This is a genomic window from Vibrio sp. LQ2 (assembly GCF_023920125.1).
GTDB classification, from domain to species: domain Bacteria; phylum Pseudomonadota; class Gammaproteobacteria; order Enterobacterales; family Vibrionaceae; genus Vibrio; species Vibrio fluvialis.
Window position 1 is genome coordinate 4,161,168 of the sequence record NZ_CP085308.1, and the last position, 25,620, is coordinate 4,186,787.

The window sequence follows — 25,620 nt, forward strand, 5'->3', positions numbered from 1 at the left end:
TGCCGCTCGGCCTGAGCGGCAAGTCGCTGTGCTCTATTAATAATTCAGATTCAATGCTGTTCTCAGGTTGAGCCGCTTGCTGGTATGCAAATAGCGTGTCAAATTTCCATTAGATATCGCTCACAAATTTGTGCTAGAATCCGGCGATTCTCACTTGATGAACAGAGTTAAAGGAAAGCTTATGAAAGTGATCGAAGGTGGTTTCCCAGCACCAAATGCAAAAGTTGCGATTGTGATTTCTCGTTTCAACAGTTTTATTAACGAAAGTCTGCTGTCTGGTGCCATCGACACTCTGAAACGTCACGGCCAAGTAAGCGACGAAAACATCACTGTCGTTCGTTGCCCAGGTGCAGTAGAGCTTCCTCTGACTGCGCAACGTGTTGCTAAAACCGGTAAATTCGATGCTATCGTGTCGCTAGGTTCAGTAATTCGTGGTGGTACGCCTCACTTTGACTATGTTTGTAGTGAAATGAATAAAGGTCTGGCACAAGTGTCTATGGAATTCAGCATTCCGGTAGCATTTGGTGTTCTGACTGTTGATACAATCGATCAAGCTATTGAACGCGCAGGAACCAAGGCTGGTAATAAAGGTGCAGAAGCTGCACTGAGCGCACTTGAGATGATTAACGTTCTTTCTGAAATTGATTCCTAATGGGGGCCAGTGTGAAACCAGCCGCACGTCGTAATGCACGTCAATTTGCGCTACAAGCTATTTATTCGTGGCAAATTACTAAAGATAATGTTGCGACTATTGAAGAGCAATTCTTATCAGGTGGTAAGTATGATGAAGAAGAGCATCATGCGTCTGAACCAGCACTTGCTGCTCCAGAGACTGACGTTGCATACTTCCGTGATCTTTTAGCGGGTGTAGTGCTTAACCACACAGAGCTAGACAGTAAATTACGTCCGTTCGTGTCTCGTCCAATGCAAGACCTGGATATGATGGAGCTTGCTCTGCTTCGCCTTGCAATGTACGAAATGACGCGTCGTGAAGATGTACCTTACAAAGTTGTGATTAACGAAGCGATTGAACTGGCTAAAGTTTTCGCTGCAGAAGACAGCCACAAATTTGTGAACGGGGTACTGGATAAAGCCGCACCTCATGTACGCAAAAAATCGTAATTCGCTTTACAATAAAGAGGTCAGCATACGCTGACCTTTTTTATTTCGCTGCTACACTCTTCTCTGTTCTGAAAGACTTGGAATTTCCGATGTTTGGTGAATTTAACCTAATCGACAAATACTTTTCTTCACGCCAACCACAACGTAAAGACGTGCATCTCGCTCTCGGCGATGATTGTGCGGTTGTCAAAGCGCCAGATAATGTGCGCATTGCTATCAGCACCGATACCATGGTGGCTGGCATTCATTTTCTGGCCGATGCCAACCCAGCATGGGTGGCACACAAAGCGCTGGTATCCAATTTAAGCGATCTGGCGGCCATGGGCGCAACCCCGGCTTGGGTCTCCATGGCACTGACGTTGCCTGAAATTGATGAAGCCTGGTTGGAGCCGTTCTGCACGGCATTTTTTGACCTGGCTAATTACTACAACATTCAGCTCATTGGTGGCGATACCACCAAAGGCCCGCTCAGCATTACCCTGACAGTGCAGGGGTTCGTGCCGCAGGATAAAGTGTTGCTGCGCAGCACAGCCAAAGTCGGCGATTGGGTGTATGTCACGGGAGAGCTTGGTGACAGCAAAGCGGGGCTGGATGTGATTCTGGACGAGGCTAAACGCCATGAGCCGTTTGCGCCGGAGTTGGAAAAGCGCCATTACCTGTCGACACCACGTATTTTGGTGGGGCAGGCGCTGCTCAATCTGGCATCGTCAGCCATCGATATATCGGATGGTCTGATTTCCGACCTGGGGCATATTCTGCGTCAATCCAATGTTGGCGTTAGTCTGGATGTCAGTACTCTGCCGATGTCTCAGGAACTGCGTCAGTTTGTCGGCCACATTCAAACCGCACAGAAATACGCTCTCACCAGCGGTGAAGAGTATGAGCTGTGTTTTACCGTACCCGAGCAGAACAAAGGTTCGCTGGACAGTGCATTAGCGCACTGCGGTACCAAAGTGACGTGTATTGGCCAGATTCGCCCGCAAGGCACATTTGAATTGCATAACAACGGCGAAAAGCTGGACTGGAATCTGCGCGGATACGATCACTTTAAGGAATCAGAATGACCAATCCGAAATCTCGTTTGTCGATGACAAATCCATGGCATCTGCTCGCCACCGGATTTGGCAGCGGTTTGTCTCCTGTAGTGCCGGGCACTATGGGAACTCTGGCGTCTGTGCCCTTTTACCTGTTGCTGGCGCAACTGCCGCTCACGCTGTATATCGTTGTCGTTATTGCAGCCAGCCTGATTGGGATTAAGATCTGCCAGGTAACATCGGATGACATGCAGGTGCATGATCACGGCTCAATTGTGTGGGATGAATTTGCCGGATTCTGGATCACCATGCTGATTGTGCCGATGTTACAACTGCCAGTGTTTGAATGGAAATGGCTGCTTGCGGGTTTTGTGTTGTTTCGCTTTTTCGACATGGTCAAACCCTGGCCGATTGGCTGGCTCGATAAACGCGTGCACGGCGGACTGGGGATCATGCTTGACGATCTGGTTGCAGGCGTGATGTCTGCGCTGGCGCTGGCTCTGGTCGGCTACTGGGCTGGTTGGTTAAGCTAAACATAAAAGAAAAGGTTCCCAAGTGGGAACCTTTTTTATCGAATGAATGGTATTACAGTTTTTCCAGATCGGATTCAATTTCCGCAATTTTGCTGGCAACCACCTTTTCCAGGTGACGCAAGTCGCTCAGGATCTTCTGTTTCACGTCCACTTGTGTAATCTGAACATGCTTGGTGATTTGGTTCAGCTCATCGATGATTAAGGTCAGATTACGGTTAATCTCTGTGACCTCTTTGTATTGATGGCTACCGCTGTCAACCAGCACATTCTTAACTTGCCTTGGGTATTTGAATTTTACACTCTTGGCAAACAGTTCACCTTTCTGCTTTTTGAAATAGATTTTTAAGACATCCTTGTGCGCTTCCTGACGCAATGAATAGCGTTCAATCTGCGTTGGATCTGTAATCCCTAAACCCGTGAGGTGTGGAAACATAAGCGACCTCTATATTATTTTTGTTACATCAATGACCTGAATTCAATGTAGCAGTCTAATCCTGTGGTAGATAGCTTAGTTTCTGCCCATACGCTTAAGTTGTGGACAAGATCGCTATTCCTTTGTGCCACTTAGCTTGGCGCCAATTCGGAAACGTTTTCAATCAGCCTTTCGCGCAGGGCCAATTCCTCTTCCTCACTCAATCGGGCGCCGTGTGCGCCAGTCAGAATGAACAAGTCTTCTGCGCGCTCACCGATGGTGGTGATCTTCGCCGCGTGCAAATCGAGATGCAGCTCTGCAAAGGTCGCACCGACGGTGGCGAGAAGTCCCGGCGTATCGAGCGCCACGAATTCCATCAGCGTACGTTTCTTACTCTTGGTTGGCAGGAAGTCGACCTGAGTTTTCACCTTAAAGTGCTGCAAGTTGCGCGGCAGACGACGGGTCTTAATCTTGGTCGGGCGGCCGTCTTCCAGCACGTGTACCAGATGTTTACTCAAGGCTTTGTGGCGCGATTCTTCAATCGCCTGACCATTCTGATCCAGTACCATAAAAGTATCGAGTACGTAACCGTCTTTGCTGGTCATGATCTGAGCGTCATGGACGTTGAGATTACGACGGTCGAGTTCCGCCACCACGGTGGCAAACAGCGCGGGCTGGTCTTTGGTGTAGACAAAGATTTCCGTGCCGCCCCGGGTCGCCTTCTTGCTTACCATGACCAGTGGTTGAGTCGGATCATCGTGGCGCAACAGGTGAGTGCAGTGCCAGGCGATTTGTTTGTGCGTATGGCGCAGGAAGTAGTCGGCTTTAAAGCGTTGCCACAGCAAATCAATTTCGCGGCTGCTAAAGCCTTCCTTGCGCAGCAGGGCAGACGACATTTGCTGGTTGTGACGAATACGATCGCGTACATCGACCGGGTTTTCTAACCCGCGGCGCAGCGCACGCTGCGTCGAATAAAACAGCTCGGCCAGCAGAGTACGTTTCCAACTGTTCCACAATTCCGGGTTGGTTGCGCAGATATCTGCAACCGTCAAACACACCAGATATTCCAGATACTCTTCATCACGCACTTTTTTCGCGAACTCAATGATGACGTCCGGATCGTAAATATCCCGGCGCTGCGCGGTGACCGACATCAACAAGTGGTTCTGAACCAGCCAGGCCACCAGTTTCGCTTCCGGTTTTGATAATCCGTGTTCGATACAAAAATCGTACGCTTCGGTTGCTCCGATTTCAGAGTGATCGCCACCACGACCTTTACCGATGTCGTGGAAGATGGCTGCCAGAATCAAAAGCTCTTTTTTCTGAATCTTAGGGTAGACTTCGCAGCAAATCGGATGCTTTTCATGATTTTTCATATCTGAGAAAACATGAATGTGTTTCAGCAGGCGAATACTGTGTTCATCCACGGTGTAGACGTGGAACAGGTCAAACTGCATTTGACCCACAATCTGACTCCACTGCGGCAGATAGGCTGCCAGAACGCCGAGTTTGTGCATCTGGCTGAACGCTTTGTGCAGAGCATTCGGATGACGTACCAGCTCCATGAACTTCTCGCGAGCTGCCGGAATGGTATGCAGAAACTTGTTCAGGCGGCGCCGTGCCGTACGCAACTGACGCATCGTCGAAGGTGATACACCTTCAATCGTGGAGTCGTTGGCCATGTGCAGGAACATGTCGAGAATGGTTTCCGGACGTGCCTGAAACAGTGCCGGTTTGCGCGCTTCAATCAGATTGCCACGACGCTGGAAATCGTCATCAAGGATTTCAGGCTCGCTCTCTTCACCATTGTTCAAAATGGCCTGATCAAACAGTTTGAGCAGCATCTTATTGAGTTCTGCTACGCGGCGCAGCGTGCGGTAGAACTCTTTCATCATCATTTCGACCGGACGGTTACCTTCGCCGGTAAAGCCCAAATGTTCGGCAACCTGCGCCTGATGAGCAAAGGTCAGGCGGTTGTCGTACCGCTTGAGCTCCAGATGGAGTGCAAAGCGAACGCGCCATAAAAAGTCCTGGCACTCCACCAGCTCACGAAACTCAGCGTCGGTCAGAAAGCCATAGCGACTCATTTCATACAACGTAGTAGCGCCAAAATGGCGACGAGCGACCCAGCTGAGAGTATGAATATCACGCAGGCCACCCGGTGTGGACTTGATGTCCGGTTCCAGATTGTAAGTGGTGTCGTGATAACGGGCGTGACGTTCACGTTGTTCTTGAATCTTGGCGCGGTAAAAGGTTTCACTTGGCCAAAAGGTTTCTGAATGGATCACCAGTTTGAGACGGTGGAATGTCTCTTCGCTGCCACACAGCAGGCGAGCTTCCTGCAAGTTAGTCGCCACCGTCAAATCTTGACGACCGATATCCGCACACTCAGCCACAGTACGTACTGCATGACCAACTTCCAGACGCAAGTCCCATAGAAAGGTGATGAACTCGCTGATTTTGGACGCGATGTTGTCGCTGAGTTTGTCTTTTGACACCACCAGAATGTCAATGTCTGACAGTGGATGCAGTTCTCCACGGCCATAGCCTCCGACCGCGACCAGACTCAGGTCCTGTATCTCGGCGAAACCAAAAGATTGCCACAGACGGCGCAGTAACAGATCCATGTACTCTGCGCGGCCAAGCACCAAGTCGGTGACCGGGTTGTGATTGAGGAACTCGTCTTTCTGATATTGAGCGAAGTGCTCCAGCTGTTGCTTGAGCTCGCTGATGGTCAGTTGTTCATCGCTGAAACTCAGCGGAGATAAATAGGGCATACAATGCGGTCCGTGCAAGTCTTTCAAAAGATACTGAGACTGAATCTAACAGATAATCCCAAGTGTGCTCAAGATGCGCCGCCGTAATGGCTGGCCTTGGGAGCGCAGATAAAAAAATCCCTGCCGAAGCAGGGATGATGTGAATGTGGTTATGCGTTGTGGAATACGCGAGGAATGCTTTCCTCTTTGCGCAGCGTGAGGATCTCGCAGCCGTCTTTCGTCACCAGAATGGTGTGCTCCCACTGTGCTGAGTTTTTACCGTCAGCGGTGTAAACTGTCCAACCATCTTCATCATCCAGACGACAGCCAAATTTACCTGCGTTGATCATCGGTTCGATGGTGAAAATCATGCCTTCACGCAGTACAGTGCGGTCGCTGTTCTTGTAGTGTACAACTTGTGGCTCTTCGTGGAATTCGGCACCAATGCCGTGACCACAGTAATCACGCACGATAGAGAATTTAGTGCTCGGGTTGTTCTTGTTGTTGGTCTTGATGTGCTTCTCAATCGTCGTGCCGATTTCACCCAGTTGTACGCCTGGCTTCACTTTTTTCAGAGACAGGTACAGGCACTCTTGAGCCACCAGACACAGACGCTTGTCTGCCGGCGCAACGTCACCCACTTGGAACATTTTTGACGTGTCACCGTGGTAACCATCTTTAATTACGGTAATGTCGATGTTCAGGATGTCACCATCTTTCAGTACGCCAGGGCGCACTAGCTGACCAAAGTTGCTGTCGCCAGTCGCTGGAATGCCATGACACACGATGTGGTTGATTGAAGTACAGATAGATTTAGGGAAACCGTGGTAGTTGAGAGGTGCTGGAATTGCGCCTTGAACTTCAGTGATGTACTTATGACAAATCTGATCCAGTTCTTCGGTCGTTACGCCCGCTTTTACATGAGGTTCAATCATTTCCAGAACCTCAGCTGCCAAACGGCCCGCTACGCGCATTTTTTCAATTTCTTCAGCATTCTTAATTTTTACAGACATCGGCTTTCTCTACTAACTCTAGGCACAGGTTGTGCTAATGGCGTTATTGTAACAGTGGAAGAGGGAAGCGCAAGAAGTGAGGCGAGTAAGAATGAGAATTAGAGTCGCTTCACTCGCGGAGATGCAGGCAAAACAGAGAGCCAAACTGCACGCCAAATGAGCGGGCTTTACGGCTCGCAGTTCGGAGAAAAAGGTAATTTTTTCTAGCCACACAAGGGCCAAATATGATATAAAGCGCGCCGGAATCTCGGTCTGTTTTCTTCATTTTGGCGAAGCAGCGTCGAGTCCACTAACATTAAACTTTAAATCACACACATTCCGACACGTGTTCCGGGGTGCTTCCAGCTAAGCTGAGAAGTCGGAGACATGGGGGATGTGGAGGCCTAACCCCATAGAGGATTATATAATGGCAACTGTATCAATGCGCGATATGCTGAAAGCTGGTGTTCACTTCGGTCACCAGACTCGTTACTGGAACCCAAAAATGAAGCCATTCATCTTTGGTGCTCGTAACAAAGTTCATATCATCAACCTAGAAAAAACTGTACCAATGTTCAACGAAGCTCTTGCTGAGCTAGTTAAAGTTGGCGAGAAGAAAGGTAAAGTTCTTTTCGTAGGTACTAAGCGCGCTGCATCTGAAGCTGTTAAAGAAGCTGCTCTTGCAAGCAACCAGTACTACGTTAACAACCGCTGGTTGGGCGGTATGCTGACTAACTGGAAAACTGTTCGTCAATCAATCAAGCGTCTGAAAGATCTTGAGATCCAGTCTACTGACGGTACTTTCGACAAGCTGACTAAGAAAGAAGCTCTAATGCGTACTCGCGAAATGGAGAAGCTAGAGAAGTCTCTTGGTGGTATCAAAGATATGGGCGGCCTACCAGACGCTCTATTCGTAATCGACGCTGATCACGAACACATCGCAATTAAAGAAGCAAACAACCTGGGCATTCCAGTGTTCGCGGTTGTTGATACTAACTCTAACCCAGACGGCGTTGACTTCGTTATCCCAGGTAACGATGACGCAATCCGTGCAGTTCAGCTATACCTGAACGCAGCAGCAGAGTCAGTAAGCGAAGGCCGTAACAAAGACGTAGCGGCAGTTGCTGACAAAGACGGTTTCGTAGAAGCTGAATAATAGCGGCTCTGAGTTACACTTAGCTCTATGTGCCACAAAGCTGAAGCATAAGCTAAGTTATAGTTAGCATTGGGGGCCGAAAATGTAGGCCCCTAATTTTTACCATATCCAGAATCAAACTGAGGAATAGAGAATGGCTGTTACTGCTGCTCTAGTAAAAGAACTGCGCGAACGTACTGGCGCAGGTATGATGGAATGTAAGAAAGCGCTTGTTGAAACTAACGGTGACATCGAGCTTGCGATCGAAAACATGCGTAAATCAGGCGCTGCTAAAGCTGCTAAAAAAGCAGGTAACGTTGCTGCTGAAGGTACTATCGCAATCAAAGAAGCAAACGGCGTAGCGGTTCTTCTTGAAGTGAACTGCCAAACAGACTTCGTAGCAAAAGACTCTAACTTCACTGCATTCGTTAACCAAGTAGCTGAAGACGCTCTGGCAACGAAAGCAACCGTTGAAGAACTACAAGCTAAATTCGAAGAAACTCGCGTTGCTCTAGTAGCGAAAATCGGCGAAAACGTAAACATCCGTCGCGTTCAGTACGTTGAAGGTGTTGCACTGGCTTCTTACCGTCACGGCGAGAAAATCGGTGTAGTTGTTGCTGGTGAAGGCGACGCTGAAACTCTGAAACACATCGCAATGCACGTTGCAGCATCACGTCCTGAGTACGTAAACCCAGAAGACGTACCAGCTGACGTAGTAGCAAAAGAGCGTGAAGTTCAAGTTGAAATCGCGATGAACGAAGGCAAGCCTAAAGAAATCGCAGAGAAAATGGTTGAAGGCCGCATGAAGAAATTCACCGGTGAAGTTTCTCTGACTGGTCAGCCTTTCGTGATGGAACCTAAGAAATCTGTTGGCGAAGTCCTGAAAGAAAAAGGTGCGTCAGTTTCTACATTCGTTCGCCTGGAAGTGGGTGAAGGTATCGAGAAAGCTGAAGGCCTAAGCTTCGCTGAAGAAGTAGCACTAGCTCAAAAAGGTTAATCCTTAGCGAGAATGCTCAGAAAAAGACCGTGGCCATGGCTGCGGTCTTTTCACGACTAAGGCGAGATTAACCGTGATGAATGCGCTTAAATGGTTAAGTGTATCCATGACTGTTAATCAACAACTCTCTTTGGAAGGTAAAGTCCATGACAACGAACCCTAAACCAGCATATCAACGTATTCTGTTAAAACTTAGCGGTGAAGCGCTTCAAGGCGAAGAAGGTTTTGGTATCGATCCAGCCGTTCTTGACCGTATGGCTCAAGAAGTGAAAGAGCTGGTAGAACTTGGTGTTCAGGTTGGCGTTGTTATCGGTGGCGGTAACTTGTTCCGTGGTGCCGGTCTGGCAGCAGCAGGTATGAACCGCGTCGTTGGTGATCACATGGGTATGTTGGCAACAGTAATGAATGGTCTGGCAATGCGTGATGCGCTGCACCGTGCTTACGTGAACGCTCGTGTGATGTCGGCGATTCCTCTGAAAGGCGTGTGTGACGATTACAACTGGGCAGATGCTATCAGCCAATTGCGCCAGGGCCGCGTGGTGATTTTCTCTGCTGGTACAGGCAACCCATTCTTTACAACCGATTCAGCAGCCTGTCTGCGTGGTATCGAAATTGAAGCAGACGTAGTTCTCAAAGCGACGAAAGTAGACGGCGTTTATAGTGCAGACCCGGTAGCCAACCCAGACGCACAACTGTATGATAAGCTCGCATACAACGATGTACTTGATAAAGAATTGAAAGTGATGGATTTGGCAGCGTTCACGCTGGCTCGTGACCACAAAATGCCAATCCGTGTCTTCAACATGAACAAACCAGGCGCACTACGTCGCGTGGTGATGGGTGAAGCGGAAGGCACGTTGATCAGCTCCGCAGTATAATCACTCTCGAGATGAAATAAGAATTAAGGTGAAATTGTGATTAATGAGATCAAAAAAGACGCTCAAGAGCGTATGGACAAAAGTGTTGAAGCACTGAAGAACAACCTGCAAAAGGTTCGTACTGGTCGTGCGCACCCAAGCCTGCTATCTGGCATCTCTGTTGAGTACTACGGTGCTCCAACACCTCTTAACCAAATCGCTAACGTAGTCGCAGAAGACGCGCGTACTCTGGCGATCACCGTGTTTGATAAAGAACTGACACCTAAAGTTGAAAAAGCGATCCTGATGTCGGATCTGGGTTTGAACCCAATGTCAGCAGGTACAGTTATTCGCGTTCCACTGCCACCATTGACTGAAGAACGCCGTAAAGACCTGGTTAAAATCGTACGTGGTGAAGCTGAAGGCGGCCGTGTAGCGGTACGTAACATTCGTCGTGATGCGAACAGTGATCTAAAAGCGCTGCTGAAAGACAAAGAAATCTCTGAAGATGACGAGCACAAAGCACAAGACGAGATTCAGAAGCTGACTGACGCTGCAGTTAAACGCATTGATGAAGTGCTTGCTGCTAAAGAAAAAGAGCTGATGGAAGTTTAATTCTCCCGTCATGCCAGTGAAAAAAACGCTGTGCTCGCAGCACAGCGTTTTTTTATGCTACCCTTCATCATCTTTTTATCGTCACTACGTTTCTATGCAAAATTCGCAACTCACTTCAGATGTTCTTCCTCAGCATATTGCAATCATCATGGATGGCAATGGCCGCTGGGCGAAAGCACAAGGCAAACCCCGTGTCTTTGGTCATAAAAATGGTGTAGCCGCTGTCCGAAAAACCATCTCTACTGCTGCGAAACTAGGGATCAAAGCCGTTACTCTGTTTGCATTCAGTAGCGAAAACTGGCGCCGTCCTGAAGAAGAAGTTGGTGTGTTAATGGAGCTGTTTATCACAGTTCTGTCTACCGAAGTCAAAAAATTGCACAAGAACAACCTACGTCTTCGTATTATTGGTGATAAGAGCCGTTTCAGTGAGCGTCTACAAACGAAGATCGCTCAGGCAGAAGCTCTGACGGCGAATAACACCGGGTTAGTGGTTAATATTGCCGCGAACTATGGCGGTAAATGGGACATTACTCAGGCCGCTCGTGACATCGCAGTCAAAGTGGCGCGTGGTGAAATCAACCCGTCAGAGATTGACGAAGCGTTGATCACCGAACATCTCACCATGTCTGATATTCCGGAAGTGGACCTGCTGATTCGTACCAGCGGTGAATGCCGGATCAGTAACTTTATGCTGTGGCAACTGGCCTACGCAGAAATGTATTTTACGCCAGTGTTCTGGCCAGAATTTGGTGAAGACAGTTTAATTGAAGCAGTGACTTGGTTTGTAAATCGTGAGCGCCGATTTGGTTGTACCGGTGAGCAAGTTAAGGCATTGATGGAATCATAAAATAGGATTTCTAAGTTTGAAGCAAAGAATAATTACAGCGCTCATACTTGCACCTTTGGTCATTTTAGGCATTTTCTTCCTGCCACTTCCTTGGTTTATTCTGGCCTTGGCAGTTGTGACTCTATTGGGATTTTGGGAATGGACCCAATTTGTTCAGCACACATCGCGTTACATTGCTCTGCTGCCGGCTATTTTAGTTGGCGGTGCGAGTTTTTTTCTGATTTCTCCGGCAGTTCAGTCGCTTGCAACACTTAATGGCACTCACTTTGCTATTCTGGCTATCGGTACCATCTGGTGGCTGTACTCCAGTTTTCTCGCCATTACTTTTCCCCGTTCCCGACGTTGGTGGGAGGAATCAAATCCTGCGCGCCATTTGTTCGGTTTACTGACGTTACTGCCATTTTTCTGGAGCGTGGTGTTTTTACGTGCAGAAGGGATGGAAACGGATTTCTACCACGGCGCCAAACTGGTTCTGTTTGTGTGTTTGATTGTCTGGGCCGCGGACAGTGGTGCGTATTTCTCGGGAAAAAGTCTGGGTAAACACAAAATGGCGCCAGCAGTGAGTCCGAACAAAACTATTGAAGGTTTAGTTGGCGGTGTGATTGCGGCGATGATCGTTGGCTGGTTATTCGCTGACTGGTTTGCGATAGAGTTTTCTTCACTGAGCATCATGCTGCTGACGATTCTGTTGACGGTGGTGATCTCTGTGCTGGGAGATTTGGTTGAGAGCATGTTTAAGCGTGTTTCTGGAATCAAAGACAGCAGCAATATTATTCCCGGGCATGGCGGTATTCTCGATCGCATTGATAGCCTGACTGCGGCCTTCCCTGTGTTCGCTCTTCTCTACTTCATGTTCTAATGTGTGGGTAGCCATTTGGCTGCCCATACTCAATCACGACGGTTTTTGCTATGCGTAAATTAACGATTCTGGGAGCGACAGGTTCAATCGGAGCCAGCACGCTTAAAGTAGTTGCAGAGAATCCTGAACAATTTACTGTGGTCGCGCTCGCGGCAGGTGGCAATGTCGCCAAAATGCGCGACTTGTGTCTGCGCTGGCGACCGAAGTACGCCGTCATGGCAACCGCTGACGCTGCGCAGCAGCTCGCGGCCGAGCTTCGTGATCTGCAACTGTCGACTGAGGTCATGTTTGGCCAGGACGCAATGTGCCAGGTTGCCGCGTGTGACGAAGTTGATACTGTCATGGCCGCGATCGTCGGTGCGGCCGGGTTGCTGCCCACTATGGCGGCAGTAAAAGCGGGTAAGCGTGTACTGCTGGCGAACAAAGAAGCATTGGTGATGTCAGGGCAGTTGTTTATCGATGCCGTTGAACAGCATGGCGCAGAGCTGATGCCGGTCGACAGTGAACACAATGCGATTTTTCAGTGTCTACCAGTCGAAATTCAAACCCGCCTTGGTCGCTGTGATTTACAGCAAAGTGGCGTGTCCCACATTCTGCTGACCGGCTCTGGTGGTCCGTTCCGTTACAGTGATATTCAAACACTGAAAGATGTGACTCCTGAGCAGGCGATTGCACATCCGAATTGGTCAATGGGGCCGAAAATTTCGGTCGATTCCGCGACGATGATGAATAAAGGCCTCGAGTTTATCGAAGCCAAATGGCTGTTCAATGCGGCGCCCGAGCAATTGAAAGTGCTGATTCACCCTCAGTCTGTGATTCATTCAATGGTGCAATACCGCGATGGTTCAGTAGTAGCCCAGTTGGGTGAGCAAGACATGGCAACACCGATAGCCTTGACCATGGCCTATCCTCAGCGTGTGAATGCCGGAGTGAAACCGCTTGATTTTACCCGCTTGAGTGAACTGACGTTCCTCGATGTGGATTATGCGCGCTATCCGTGTCTCAAACTGGCCATTGATGCCTGTTATGAAGGACAGCATGCGACGACGTCTCTGAATGCCGCCAACGAAGTGGCGGTGGATGCTTTCCTGCGTGGTCAGATCCGTTTCACCGATATCGCAACTATCAATGAACGTGTGTTGTCTAAAGTGTGTGGAACCAACAGTCCGTTACATTCCTATACCTTGGAAAGCCTGATTGAGCTCGATACAATGGCTCGTAGTCTGGCATCTCAAGAGTTGAAAGAGCGATTATTATGAGTGGCATTTTGTGGAACCTGGTGTCCTTTATTGTTGCACTGGGCATTTTGGTTGCCGTGCACGAATATGGTCATTTCTGGGTGGCGAGAAAGTGTGGCGTCAAAGTTGAGAAGTTTTCGATTGGTTTTGGTAAGTCGATTTGGAAACGCCTTGGCAAAGATGGTACGGAATACAGTATTTCCATCATTCCTCTGGGTGGCTACGTCAAGATGCTCGATGGCCGGGTGGATGACGTTAGCCCGCAAGACCAGCAGTTTGCTTTCGATAAAAAGCCGCTCTGGAAGCGAACTGCTATTGTCAGCGCAGGCCCTGCCTTTAACTTCTTCTTTGCGGTCTTTGCCTACTGGCTAGTGTTTATGATTGGTGTACCTGCCGTTAAACCAGTAGTGGGTAATGTTGCGCCGTATTCTATTGCCGCCAATGCGGGTCTTGAACCGGGCATGGAAATCAAAGCGGTCTCTGGCACTGAAACACCGGATTGGGAATCGGTCAATATGGGGCTGATTTCTCATATTGGCGATCAACGTATGACCGTGACGGTTTCATCGCCAAATGGTGTCGGCGTCGACGAAATCAAAACTTTTGACCTCAGTGGGTGGAACTTTGATCCTGAAACAGAGTCTGCTATGGGAGCGCTTGGCTTTAAGCCATTTACACCGCAAATCTCTGCGGAGCTGACGAGTGTAGAGGCTGAAGGCGCTGGTGCTCGTGCTGGGTTGATGGTCGGCGATGTGTTGACTCACATTAATGGCCAGCCGATCACAGATTGGCAACAGGTGATTGACGCGATTCAGACGCATCCTGACCAGGCATTAGTGATTGATATTGAACGCCAGCAAGAATCGCTGTCGTTGTCTTTAACCCCTAATGCTAAAAAGCTGTCTCAAGGAAAAGTGATCGGTTTTGCGGGAATCGCACCTAAAGTCGCAGATTGGCCGCAAAGTTATCGATTTGAGCTGCAATTTGGTGTATTTGAATCGTTCGGAAAAGCATTTGAAAAAACTGGCCAGGTGATTGATCTGACCGTCAGCATGCTGAAGAAATTGATAGTCGGCGATGTAGGGTTGAATAACCTGAGCGGCCCAATTTCTATCGCGAAAGGCGCAGGTGCAACGGCGGATTATGGTCTGGTCTATTTCCTCGGCTTTTTGGCGCTGATCAGCGTCAACTTGGGCATCATTAACTTGGTGCCGTTACCGATGCTCGACGGTGGTCACCTGCTATTTTTCGCGATTGAAGCCATTATTCGTCGTCCGGTTCCGGAAAAAGTTCAGGAAATGGGTTATCGCATCGGCGGTATGATCATCTTCTCTCTGATGGCCGTGGCAATATTTAACGATTTTACTCGCCTGTGATTGATAAGCATTAGGCAAAGGTTGTAGTAAGGAATAACTAAAACAAATATGGCAATGAAAAAAATCCTGTTCGCGACGCTGCTCGCAACAAGCGTGTCGGCGAATAGTGCCGAAAATTTTGTTGTGCAGGACATTCAGATTCAAGGGTTACAGCGTGTTGCTCTGGGTGCCGCATTGTTAAAAATGCCGGTCCGTGTTGGCGATACCGTTGATTCTCAGGACGTTGCTGAAATCATCAAGGCTCTGTATGCCTCGGGTAACTTTGAAGATGTTAAAGTTCTGCGCGACGATGAGACTTTAGTCGTTCAGGTGAAAGAGCGCCCAACCATTGCGAGCGTCTCTTTCTCCGGCAACAAGGCGATCAAAGAAGAACAGTTGCAGCAAAACCTTGATGCCTCTGGAATTCGTGTTGGTGAAGCATTGGATCGCACCAAGCTCAGCAACATTGAAAAAGGTCTGGAAGACTTCTACTACAGCGTTGGTAAGTACAACGCCACCGTAAAAGCCGTGGTGACGCCGCTGCCGCGTAACCGCGCGGACCTGAAGTTTGTTTTCACTGAGGGTGTCTCGGCTAAAATCCAGCAAATCAACTTTATTGGCAACGAAGTGTTTTCCGATCAGGAGCTGTTGTCACGCTTCAATCTGAAAGTGGATGTCGCGTGGTGGAACTTCCTGTCGGACGACAAATATCAGAAGCAGGTGTTGGCAGGCGATATCGAAGCACTGCGCACTTTCTATCTCGATCGCGGTTACCTGAAGTTTCAGGTTGATTCAACGCAAGTTGCTATTTCGCCCGACAAAAAAGGCGTCTACATCACCATGAACCTCAATGAGGGTAAACCTTATACGGTGAAAGATGTTCAGTTCCGCGGTGAATTGATTGGTAAAGAAGACGAATTTAAGTCGCTGATTCCGTTTGAAATGGGTGAAACCTATCGTGGTTCATCGGTGACTCAACTGGAAGAAAGTGTCAAGCGTGTGCTGGGCGAAGCGGGTTATGCGTACCCACAAGTGCGCACGATTCCTGAATTTGACGATGCAACACAGCAGGTGTCACTGGTCGTGCATGTTGAAACGGGTAAGCGTATGTATGTACGCGATATTCGTTTTGTCGGTAACAATGCGACCCGCGACGAAGTTCTGCGCCGTGAGATGCGCCAGATGGAAGGTTCTTGGCTGAACTCAAAATCTATCGATACTGGTAAAGCGCGTCTGAACCGTCTGGGTTATTTCGAAACCGTTGACGTTCAGACTGTCCGTGTACCGGGTACCGATGATCAGGTCGATCTGGTTTACACGGTGAAAGAAGCGAACTCAGGCAGCGTAAACTTTGGTGTCGGTTACGGTACGGAATCGGGCGTAAGCTTTACGGTCGGTCTGACTCAGGATAACTTCCTTGGTAGCGGTAACCGTGTGGGCATCAACGCGACCACGAACGATTACCAGAAGAACATTACGCTGGAATATCGTGACCCGTATTGGAACCTCGATGGTGTCAGCCTGGGCGGAAAAGTTTTCTATAACCAGTTTGAAGCATCGGAAGCGGGCATCGTCGACTATACCAACGAAAGCTACGGCACCAGCCTGACCTGGGGTTTCCCATTCGATGAACTGAACCGTTTTGAATTTGGTGTGGGTTACACGCACAACAAGATCGGTAACCTGACGCCATATCTGCAAGTGGAACAGTTCCTGAAAGCTCAAGAGAGCAATATCGATTCAGACGGTAGTCTGCTGACTAACGATTTCGATATGAACATTGCCTGGACGCGTAATAACCTCAACAAAGGTTACTTCCCAACGGCTGGTAACTACCAGCGTGCGTCGGGCAAAATCACAGTTCCGGGTTCGGATGCGAAGTACTTCAAACTGCAATACGATGTGCGCCAGTATGTTCCGCTAACTAAAAAGCATGAGTTTACGCTGTTACTGCGTGGCCGCCTGGGTTACGGTAACGGTTATGGCCAGACAGACGGGAAAGATAACCTCTATCCGTTTTATGAAAACTTCTATGCGGGTGGTTTTACAACATTACGCGGATTTGGCTCTAACACAGCGGGTCCAAAAGCGGTGTACCGTGATTACTCAGGTTCCAACAATGGTACCGATACCGCAACCGATGATTCGGTTGGTGGTAACGCGATTGCATTGGCCAGTGTCGAGCTGATTGTGCCGACGCCGTTCGCTTCGGATGAAGCGCGTAGTCAGGTTCGTACCAGTATTTTCTACGATATGGCCAGTGTTTGGGATACCGAATTTGACTACCGCAGCAGCGGGGCAGATTATGGTGACAAATACTACTACGACTACTCAGATCCAACCAACTACCGTTCTTCGTACGGTGTAGCGTTGCAATGGATGTCGCCAATGGGGCCTCTGGTCTTCTCTCTGGCGAAACCTATTAAGAAATACGAAGGTGACGACGAAGAATTCTTCACTTTCACTATCGGACGAACCTTCTAATAGAGGAAACTATTTTGAAACACATCATCAAAGCAGCAGGTGTTAGCCTTATTGTTCTTAGCTCATCATTTTTTGCTCAAGCTGCTGAAGCGGCTCAAAAAGTGGGATTCATTAACACTGCGCAAGTTTTTCAGGCTCTGCCACAGCGCGAAGTTGTCCTGAAGAAAATGCAAGATGAATTCAAAGACAAAGCGGCGGAGCTGCAAAGCATCAAAGCAGATGCAAAAACGAAAATTGAAAAATTGAAGCGTGATTCTGAGCTGATGAGTCAGGATGACGTGGAAAAACTGCGTATCGAAATTGGTCAACTGGACAGCGCTTACAAAATCAAAGCTCAGGCACTGGAACAAGCATCGGCTCGCCGTGAATCGGAAGAGAAACAGAAGCTGTTTAAAGTGATCCAAGATGCGGTGAAGAAAGTGGCTGAGAAAGAAGGCTACGATATGATTGTTGATATCAGCGCAATGCAGTACGGCAAGCCTGAGTACGACATTTCAGAAAAAGTAATCAAAACAATCAAATAATTAAAGCATTATGACAACACTAACTTTAGCCGAATTGGCAACGATTACTGGGGGCGAGCTACACGGTGACAGCACTTCTGTTGTCAGTGGTGTAGCGCCGATGGATCGCGCACAGGAAGGGGACATCACCTTCCTGTCGAACCCAAAATACAGTAAACACCTCGCTGAGTGTAAAGCGACCGTCATCATGGTGAAGGCCTCTGAGCGAGACTTATGTCCGGCAAACGTACTGGTTGTTGCTGACCCGTACGTGGCGTTTGCGAAAGTGACACAAGCGCTGGACACCACACCAGCACCTGCGGCGGGCGGTATTGCACCGAGCGCAGTGGTGGCTGACGACGCTAAGTTAGGGAACAACGTGTCAATCGGCGCCAATGCCGTGATCGAATCTGGTGTTGAACTGGGCGATAACGTGATCATTGGTGCTGGCTGCTTTATCGGTAAAAATGCCAAGCTGGGCGATCACACCAAGCTGTGGGCGAACGTGACCATTTACCACAATGTGCTGGTGGGTGAACGTTGCCTGATTCAATCGGGTACTGTAATTGGTTCTGATGGTTTCGGTTACGCCAACGAACGCGGTGAGTGGATTAAAATTCCGCAGCTGGGTTCTGTGCGTATCGGTAACCGTGTTGAAATCGGTGCATGTACCACTATCGACCGTGGCGCGCTGGATGATACCGTGATTGAAGATAACGTCATTCTCGACAACCAGATGCAAATCGCGCACAACGTGCACATCGGATATGGTACGGCCATGGCCGGTGGTACTATTGTCGCCGGCAGCACCAAGATCGGTAAATATTGCATCATTGGTGGTGCTTCTGTTTTGAATGGTCATATCGAAATTGCCGATGGTGTTACCATCACTGGTATGGGTATGGTCATGCGCAGCATTGACGAGAAGGGGATGTACTCTTCCGGTATTCCGCTGCAAACCAACAAAGAATGGCGTAAGACAGCCGCGCGTGTTCATCGCATCGACGAAATGAATAAGCGTTTGAAAGCGGTAGAGAAGCTGCTTGAGCAAAAATCGGACTCTTAATTCCGTGTTTTTGTCAAAAAGGCTCGCAATGTGCGAGTCTTTTTCGTCTATAATGCCCTAAACAATTTTATGTATTTATAAATAGGAATATGACTTTGACTACTGAAAAGAAAATGATGAATATCACTGAAATTCAGGAGCTTCTTCCTCACCGTTATCCATTTTTGCTGATTGACCGCGTGACAGATTTTGAAGAAGGTAAATACCTGATTGGTCTTAAAAATGTTTCAGTGAACGAACCTCAGTTTACCGGTCATTTCCCTCAGCTCCCTGTTTTCCCTGGCGTACTGATTCTGGAAGCCATGGCTCAGGCTACTGGCCTGCTGGCATTCAAAACTTTTGGTGCACCAAAAGAAAATGAACTGTACTACTTCGCGAGCATCGACAACGCGAAATTCCGCAAACCGGTTGGCCCTGGCGACCAACTGATCATTGAAGTGGAATTTTTGAAAGAGCGTCGCGGTATTGCGCTGTTCAACGGCGTAGCCAAAGTTGATGGTGACGTAGTGTGTTCTGCAGAACTGAAATGCGCACGTAGAGAGTTTTAATATGATCCACGAAACGGCACAAATCCACCCAATGGCGGTGGTCGAAGAAGGCGCAGTGATTGGCGCTAACGTAACGGTTGGGCCGTTTACCTACATTACATCTGGTGTCACTATTGGTGAAGGCACAGAGGTAATGTCACATGTTGTGATTAAAGGCAACACTGTGATTGGTAAAGATAACCGTATTTTCCCGCACGCTGTGATTGGTGAAGAGAACCAGGACAAGAAGTACGGCGGCGAAGATACGCGAGTGATCGTTGGCGATCGCAACGTGATTCGTGAAGCGGTACAGATCCATCGTGGTACTGTGCAGGATAAAGCGCAAACCGTCGTCGGTGATGACAACCTGCTGTGTGTTAACGCGCACATTGCACATGATGTGATTGTCGGTAACAACACCCACATCGGCAATAACGCCATTCTTGGCGGTCATGTGACCGTGGAAGACAATGCGGGCGTGATGGCGCTGTCGGCGATTCATCCATTCTGTACCGTAGGGGCATTTGCCTACATCGGTGGCTGTTCCGCTGTTGTTCAAGACGTACCGGCATACGTATTGGCGCAAGGTAACCACGCTACGCCATTCGGTCTGAACCTGGTTGGCTTAAAGCGTAACGGTTTTGAAAAAGACGAAATCCGTGCACTGCAAAAAGCCTACAAAGAGATTTACCGTTCAGGTAAAACTCAGGCGGAAGCGTTGCCAGTGCTGAAAGAGATGGCAGAGCAATGGCCATCGATTCAGCGCTTCATCACCATGCTGGAGACTTCAGAGCGTGGCATCATTCGCTAAGCTTTGCTGAATACGCACCTATAAAAGATCGCCCGGCAGCGGGCGGTCTTTTGTGTTTTATGGACAGCCTCTTTTTCAGGTGGTTTTCCATAACACACATCAAGGCTTAAAGAGGACGTTTGGCGTGGATAGACCATTACGCATTGGCATCGTCGCGGGCGAATTATCCGGCGACACGTTGGGAGAAGGCTTCATCAAAGCGGTCAAGGCTCGTTACCCGAATGCTGAGTTTGTCGGCATCGGCGGCCCGAAAATGATCGCGCAAGGCTGCCAGTCGCTATTTGATATGGAAGAGCTGGCTGTGATGGGGCTGGTGGAAGTGCTGGGCCGTCTGCCGCGTCTGCTGAAAGTGAAAGCGGAGTTGGTAAAATACTTCACTACCAATCCGCCGGATGTGTTTGTCGGTATCGATGCGCCGGATTTCAACCTGCGCCTGGAACTCGACTTGAAACAAGCGGGTATCAAAACCGTTCACTACGTCAGCCCATCGGTGTGGGCATGGCGCCAAAAACGTATCTTCAAAATCGAAGCTGCTACCAATCTGGTGCTGGCATTTCTGCCGTTTGAAAAAGCGTTCTACGACAAATTTAATGTGCCTTGCGAGTTTATCGGTCACACGCTGGCTGACGCCATTCCGTTTGAATCTGACCGACTTGCGGCGCAAGCGCTGTTAGGTCTCGATAACAATAAACGCTGGTTGGCAGTGCTGCCGGGCAGTCGCTGTGGTGAAATGAAAATGCTGGCGCAACCGTTTATCGAAACATGTCAGCGTTTGCAGCAACGTTACCCGGATCTGGGTTTTGTAGTGGCACTGGTCAACCAAAAACGCCGTGAACAGTTTGAAGCCGCATGGCAGCAACACGCTCCAGAACTCAATTTTGTGCTGGTGGACGACACCGCGCGCAATGTTATCACTGCGTCGGATGCGGTGATGCTGGCTTCGGGCACGGTCGCGCTGGAGTGCATGTTGCTCAAACGCCCGATGGTGGTTGGCTATCGCGTCAATGCGATTACTGCCTTTCTGGCTAAGCGTCTGCTGAAAACGCCATATGTGTCGCTGCCGAACATTCTGGCTGACCAAGAACTGGTGAAAGAGCTGTTGCAGGATGATTGCACGGTCGACAATCTGTATCACGAAGTGTGTCACCTGCTGGATAACGACAACCGCGAGATGTTGGAGAAGTTCGACGAGATGCATCACTGGATTCGCAAGGGCGCCGATGAACAAGCCGCCAACGCGGTGCTTAATTTAATTCAACACTGATTCTGATAGTAAACATCATGGCTAAGAAACCTGAAAAAGAACTGCCTCCGTTTGAAATTCCTGGCGGCTATCACCTGATTGCCGGAGTGGATGAAGTGGGCCGTGGCCCGTTGGTCGGCGATGTGGTCACCGCGGCGGTGATCTTGGACCCGAATAACCCGATTGAAGGCTTGAACGATTCAAAAAAATTGTCGGAGAAAAAACGTCTGGCGCTGCTGCCGGAAATTCAGGAAAAAGCACTGGCGTGGTCGGTCGGGCGTTGCAGCCCAAAAGAGATTGATGAGTTAAACATCTTTCAGGCGACCATGTTGGCTATGCAGCGTGCGGTGCAAGGGCTGGCGATCAAGCCAGACTTAGTGCTGGTGGACGGCAATAAGATTCCGCAATTGCCGATGGACGCTCAAGCGGTGGTCAAAGGTGACTTGCGCGTGGCGCAGATCAGCGCCGCCTCGATCATTGCCAAAGTTGTACGCGACCAAGAAATGGAAGAGCTGGATAAAGCCTATCCGCAGTTTGGTTTTGCCAAACACAAAGGTTATCCCACCAAAGCGCATTTTGATGCGATTGAACAACATGGTGTCATTGAGCAACATCGTCGGAGTTTTGGCCCGGTAAAACGGGTACTTGGGCTGGAATAAGCTCTGTAACTCCGCTCAGATTCACGTAGAATAACCGCCAGTAACAAATCTCAGTACTCCAGGACAGAATTGAATGTCAGATCCAAAGTTCATCCACTTACGCATTCACAGTGATTTCTCCATGGTTGATGGCCTGTCAAAAGTGCCGCCACTGGTGAAGAAAGTGGCCGCAATGGGCATGCCAGCAATGGCTCTGACCGACTTTACCAACCTGTGTGGCTTGGTGAAATTTTATGGCACGGCGCATGGTTGTGGTATCAAGCCGATCGTTGGTGCTGACTTTTCTGTACGCTCCGATGAATTTGGTGATGAACTGACTCGTATCACCGTACTGGCCAAAGATAACGTCGGGTACAAAAACCTGACGTTACTGATTTCCGATGCCTACCTGCGCGGACACGTGCAACATCAGCCCGTGATCGATAAAGAGTGGCTGCTGAAATACGCCGAAGGACTGATTATTCTTTCCGGCGGTAAAAATGGTGAAATTGGCCGTGCGCTGCTCAAAGGCAACCAAGCCCTGGTAGAAAAGTGCGTCGAGTTTTATCAGACCCATTTTGCTGACAACTTCTATCTGGAATTGGTGCGAACCGGACGTGCAGATGAAGAGAGTTATCTTCACTTTGCGTTGGAGCTTGCGGAACAAGCAGAACTGCCTGTGGTGGCAACTAACGATGTGGTCTTTATCGACCCTGACCAGTTTGATGCGCACGAAATCCGAGTTGCCATTCACGATGGTTTTACCTTAGAAGATCCCCGCCGTCCGAAAAACTACAGCCCGCAACAGTACCTTCGCAGTGAAGAGGAAATGTGCGAGCTGTTTGCCGACATTCCGGAAGCGCTGGAAAACAGCGTTGAAATCGCTAAACGTTGTAACGTCACGGTCCGTTTGGGGGAGTACTTCCTGCCTGCGTTCCCGACCGAAGGCATGGCTGAAACCGAATACCTGGTGAAAAAATCGCGCGAAGGTCTGGAAGATCGTCTGGAGTTCCTGTTCCCAGATCCGGCTGTTCGCGCGGAACGCCGTCCGGCATACGATGAACGTCTGGAGATCGAACTTCAGGTAATCAACCAGATGGGCTTCCCCGGTTACTTCCTGATCGTAATGGAGTTCATCCAGTGGTCGAAAGATAACGATATTCCGGTGGGGCCAGGGCGAGGCTCTGGCGCGGGTTCGCTGGTGGCGTACGCGCTGAAAATCACCGACCTTGATCCGCTGGAATATGATCTGCTATTCGAACGTTTCCTTAACCCGGAACGGGTATCGATGCCCGATTTCGACGTCGACTTCTGCATGGATAAACGCGATCAGGTGATTGATCACGTTGCTGAAATGTATGGCCGCGATGCGGTATCGCAGATCATCACCTTCGGTACCATGGCGGCGAAAGCCGTTATCCGTGATGTGGGCCGAGTGCTTGGCCACCCGTTTGGTTTTGTGGATCGCATTTCGAAAATGATTCCGCCGGATCCGGGCATGACGCTGGAAAAAGCATTCAAAGCGGAGCCGGCCCTGCAAGAGCTTTACGACGCAGACGAAGAAGTTAAAGAACTGATCGATATGTGTCGCATTCTGGAAGGGTGTACTCGAAACGCGGGTAAACACGCGGGTGGTGTGGTGATCTCGCCAACGGCCATCACCGACTTTGCGCCGATCTATTGTGACTCGGAAGGTCACCATCCGGTTACCCAATTCGACAAGAACGACGTCGAATATGCTGGCTTAGTGAAGTTTGACTTCCTTGGTCTGCGTACACTCACCATTATTGACTGGGCGCTGGGTTTGATTAACCCACGCCGTGAAAAAGCGGGTGAACCGCCAGTGCGAATCGAATCGATTCCGCTCGCGGATCCGGCCTCATTCCGCGTGCTGCAAAATTCGGAAACCACCGCGGTATTCCAGCTTGAATCGCGCGGCATGAAAGAGCTGATCAAACGCCTGCAGCCAGACTGTTTTGAAGACATCATCGCACTGGTGGCCCTGTTCCGTCCGGGCCCTCTACAATCAGGTATGGTGGACAACTTTATCGACCGTAAACACGGTCGTGAAGCGATTTCTTACCCGGATGAAAAGTGGCAGCACGAGTCACTGAAAGAGATTCTGGAGCCAACCTACGGCATCATCCTGTATCAGGAACAGGTCATGCAGATTGCTCAGGTACTGGCAGGCTATACGCTTGGTGGTGCGGACATGCTGCGTCGTGCGATGGGTAAGAAAAAGCCGGAAGAGATGGCCAAGCAGCGCGAGGTGTTTCAGTCCGGTGCCGAAAACAACGGTGTTGACGGCGAACTGGCAATGAAAATCTTCGATCTGGTAGAGAAATTTGCTGGATACGGCTTTAACAAATCGCACTCAGCAGCCTATGCTTTAGTATCGTACCAAACGCTGTGGCTGAAAACGCACTATCCGGCTGAGTTCATGGCGGCGGTAATGACCGCCGATATGGATAACACCGAGAAAGTGGTGGGCCTGGTTGATGAATGCATGCGCATGGGGCTGAAGGTATTGCCGCCGGATATCAATTCGGGGCTGTACCGCTTTAATGTCGACGATTCCGGCGCAATTGTGTACGGTATCGGTGCGATTAAAGGGGTAGGTGAAGGCCCGATTGAAGTGATCCTCGAAGCGCGCAACAAGGGCGGTTACTTTAAAGATTTGTTTGATTTCTGTGCACGCATTGACATTAAGAAGGTCAACAAACGTGTGATAGAAAAATTGATTCTGGCTGGTGCACTGGACCGTTTGGGGCCGCATCGTGCTGCAATGATGGCTTCGCTGGATGATGCGGTGAAAGCGGCAAGCCAGCACCATCAGGCGGAAGCGTTTGGTCAGGCAGACATGTTTGGTGTGCTCACTGACGCACCGGAAGAAGTTGAACAGAAATACATTCAGGTTCCTGAATGGCCGGAGAAAGTCTGGCTGGAAGGGGAGCGGGAGACGCTCGGACTTTATTTGACCGGGCATCCCATTAATGCCTACCTGAAGGAACTGAATAAGTACACCAGCTGTCGATTGAATGAAGCGACGCCGACACGTCGCGATCAGTCGTTGACGGTGGCTGGTCTGGTGATTGCAGCGCGGGTGATGACCACCAAGCGCGGCAACCGTATCGGGTTGATGACGCTTGACGATCGCAGTGGCCGAATGGAAGTCATGCTGTTCTCCGATGCGCTGGATCGGTATGCAGAATTGTTAGAAAAAGATAAAATTCTGGTGATTTCCGGACAGGTCAGCTTTGATGACTTCAATGGTGGCCTTAAAATGTCGGCGCGCGAAGTCATGGACTTGGGCAGCGCGCGTGAAAAATATGCCCGAGGCTTATCTATCTCGATTGAACAATCGCAGATTGATGAGCAGTTTTTTGAGCGCTTTAGTCAGATCTTAGAGCCTCACCGAGCAGGGACTGTCCCTGTCAATGTATACTACCAGCGCCCTGATGCGCGAGCACGTCTGACGTTAGGCACTGAATGGCGTGTGACTCCAAGCGATACATTGTTAGACGAATTAAAACAGTTACTTGGCAACGACCAGGTAGAACTCGAATTTAACTAAAATTCAGCTGCGCCATTGCGAG

Annotated in this window: 23 protein-coding genes; 20 read left to right on the top strand and 3 right to left on the bottom strand. The window is 49.4% G+C overall.

The genetic code is table 11. The features are described 5' to 3' along the window. Positions 1 to 181 precede the first annotated feature (181 nt). From ribE to pgpA, 4 genes are all read left to right on the top strand, one after another. Positions 182 to 652 carry a 6,7-dimethyl-8-ribityllumazine synthase gene (gene ribE / locus LGV68_RS19310; RefSeq protein WP_004724909.1) on the top strand — a complete coding sequence of 157 codons (471 nt, stop codon included), beginning with the start codon at positions 182 to 184 and terminating at the stop codon, positions 650 to 652. Continuing rightward, positions 652 to 1,122, top strand: a complete 471-nt coding sequence (gene nusB / locus LGV68_RS19315) for a transcription antitermination factor NusB (RefSeq protein WP_004724908.1) — start codon at positions 652 to 654, stop codon at positions 1,120 to 1,122. Before ribE ends, nusB begins: the two co-directional genes overlap by 1 nt. 89 nt (positions 1,123 to 1,211) lie before the next feature. Next, entirely contained in the window at positions 1,212 to 2,186 is a 975-nt protein-coding gene (thiL, locus tag LGV68_RS19320) for a thiamine-phosphate kinase (RefSeq protein ID WP_044363792.1), read from the top strand. Further along, on the top strand, positions 2,183 to 2,689 hold the full coding sequence (gene pgpA, locus LGV68_RS19325; protein ID WP_020331656.1) for a phosphatidylglycerophosphatase A: 507 nt from the start codon (positions 2,183 to 2,185) through the stop codon (positions 2,687 to 2,689). Before thiL ends, pgpA begins: the two co-directional genes overlap by 4 nt. Before the next feature lie 52 nt (positions 2,690 to 2,741). Here the strand turns inward: pgpA and LGV68_RS19330 are convergent, their stop codons facing one another. The 3 genes from LGV68_RS19330 to map form a co-directional block, all read right to left on the bottom strand. After that, positions 2,742 to 3,122, bottom strand: a complete 381-nt coding sequence (locus tag LGV68_RS19330; RefSeq protein ID WP_020331659.1) for a DUF3461 family protein — start codon at positions 3,120 to 3,122, stop codon at positions 2,742 to 2,744. Between the two features lie 131 nt (positions 3,123 to 3,253). Next, the gene (gene glnD, locus LGV68_RS19335; protein WP_212570655.1) at positions 3,254 to 5,878 is read right to left on the bottom strand and encodes a bifunctional uridylyltransferase/uridylyl-removing protein GlnD; all 2,625 of its coding nucleotides are present in this window, start codon (positions 5,876 to 5,878) and stop codon (positions 3,254 to 3,256) included. 149 nt (positions 5,879 to 6,027) lie between these two features. Then, on the bottom strand, positions 6,028 to 6,870 hold the full coding sequence (gene map / locus LGV68_RS19340; RefSeq protein ID WP_020331661.1) for a type I methionyl aminopeptidase: 843 nt from the start codon (positions 6,868 to 6,870) through the stop codon (positions 6,028 to 6,030). A 406-nt stretch (positions 6,871 to 7,276) separates the two neighbouring features. On the opposite strand from map, the gene rpsB reads away from it, so the two are divergent. The 16 genes from rpsB to dnaE all read left to right on the top strand — a co-directional run bounded on the left by rpsB (position 7,277) and on the right by dnaE (position 25,598). Further along, the gene (rpsB, locus tag LGV68_RS19345) at positions 7,277 to 8,005 is read left to right on the top strand and encodes a 30S ribosomal protein S2 (protein ID WP_020331662.1); all 729 of its coding nucleotides are present in this window, start codon (positions 7,277 to 7,279) and stop codon (positions 8,003 to 8,005) included. A 133-nt stretch (positions 8,006 to 8,138) separates the two neighbouring features. Next, positions 8,139 to 8,981, top strand: coding sequence for a translation elongation factor Ts (tsf, locus tag LGV68_RS19350; protein ID WP_020331663.1), 843 nt, complete (start codon positions 8,139 to 8,141; stop codon positions 8,979 to 8,981). A 146-nt stretch (positions 8,982 to 9,127) separates the two neighbouring features. Next, positions 9,128 to 9,859, top strand: a complete 732-nt coding sequence (gene pyrH, locus LGV68_RS19355; RefSeq protein ID WP_004724892.1) for a UMP kinase — start codon at positions 9,128 to 9,130, stop codon at positions 9,857 to 9,859. A 36-nt stretch (positions 9,860 to 9,895) separates the two neighbouring features. After that, positions 9,896 to 10,453, top strand: coding sequence for a ribosome recycling factor (frr, locus tag LGV68_RS19360; protein ID WP_020331664.1), 558 nt, complete (start codon positions 9,896 to 9,898; stop codon positions 10,451 to 10,453). 94 nt (positions 10,454 to 10,547) lie between these two features. Further along, complete coding sequence (uppS, locus tag LGV68_RS19365) at positions 10,548 to 11,300, top strand: polyprenyl diphosphate synthase (RefSeq protein WP_024373548.1); 753 nt, start codon at positions 10,548 to 10,550, stop codon at positions 11,298 to 11,300. Between the two features lie 16 nt (positions 11,301 to 11,316). After that, on the top strand, positions 11,317 to 12,159 hold the full coding sequence (locus tag LGV68_RS19370) for a phosphatidate cytidylyltransferase (RefSeq protein WP_020331666.1): 843 nt from the start codon (positions 11,317 to 11,319) through the stop codon (positions 12,157 to 12,159). A gap of 50 nt (positions 12,160 to 12,209) precedes the next feature. Continuing rightward, positions 12,210 to 13,418: a 1-deoxy-D-xylulose-5-phosphate reductoisomerase gene (ispC, locus tag LGV68_RS19375; protein ID WP_020431920.1), complete on the top strand. Its 1,209-nt coding sequence runs from the start codon at positions 12,210 to 12,212 to the stop codon at positions 13,416 to 13,418. Then, positions 13,415 to 14,773 carry a sigma E protease regulator RseP gene (gene rseP / locus LGV68_RS19380; protein ID WP_252535916.1) on the top strand — a complete coding sequence of 453 codons (1,359 nt, stop codon included), beginning with the start codon at positions 13,415 to 13,417 and terminating at the stop codon, positions 14,771 to 14,773. Before ispC ends, rseP begins: the two co-directional genes overlap by 4 nt. 48 nt (positions 14,774 to 14,821) lie before the next feature. Next, positions 14,822 to 17,236, top strand: a complete 2,415-nt coding sequence (gene bamA, locus LGV68_RS19385; RefSeq protein WP_020331669.1) for an outer membrane protein assembly factor BamA — start codon at positions 14,822 to 14,824, stop codon at positions 17,234 to 17,236. A 14-nt stretch (positions 17,237 to 17,250) separates the two neighbouring features. Beyond that, positions 17,251 to 17,760, top strand: coding sequence for an OmpH family outer membrane protein (locus LGV68_RS19390; RefSeq protein ID WP_020331670.1), 510 nt, complete (start codon positions 17,251 to 17,253; stop codon positions 17,758 to 17,760). A gap of 10 nt (positions 17,761 to 17,770) precedes the next feature. Then, complete coding sequence (gene lpxD, locus LGV68_RS19395; RefSeq protein WP_252535917.1) at positions 17,771 to 18,805, top strand: UDP-3-O-(3-hydroxymyristoyl)glucosamine N-acyltransferase; 1,035 nt, start codon at positions 17,771 to 17,773, stop codon at positions 18,803 to 18,805. Between the two features lie 116 nt (positions 18,806 to 18,921). Beyond that, entirely contained in the window at positions 18,922 to 19,353 is a 432-nt protein-coding gene (gene fabZ, locus LGV68_RS19400; protein ID WP_004724879.1) for a 3-hydroxyacyl-ACP dehydratase FabZ, read from the top strand. 1 nt (position 19,354) lies between these two features. Beyond that, positions 19,355 to 20,143, top strand: a complete 789-nt coding sequence (lpxA, locus tag LGV68_RS19405) for an acyl-ACP--UDP-N-acetylglucosamine O-acyltransferase (protein ID WP_020331672.1) — start codon at positions 19,355 to 19,357, stop codon at positions 20,141 to 20,143. Between the two features lie 124 nt (positions 20,144 to 20,267). Further along, positions 20,268 to 21,407 (top strand): lipid-A-disaccharide synthase, encoded by a 1,140-nt coding sequence (gene lpxB / locus LGV68_RS19410; protein WP_252535918.1) that lies wholly within the window; start codon positions 20,268 to 20,270, stop codon positions 21,405 to 21,407. A 17-nt stretch (positions 21,408 to 21,424) separates the two neighbouring features. Next, positions 21,425 to 22,045, top strand: coding sequence for a ribonuclease HII (gene rnhB, locus LGV68_RS19415; RefSeq protein WP_032082561.1), 621 nt, complete (start codon positions 21,425 to 21,427; stop codon positions 22,043 to 22,045). Positions 22,046 to 22,118: 73 nt separating this feature from the next. Continuing rightward, the gene (dnaE, locus tag LGV68_RS19420; protein WP_020431910.1) at positions 22,119 to 25,598 is read left to right on the top strand and encodes a DNA polymerase III subunit alpha; all 3,480 of its coding nucleotides are present in this window, start codon (positions 22,119 to 22,121) and stop codon (positions 25,596 to 25,598) included. Positions 25,599 to 25,620: the final 22 nt, after the last annotated feature.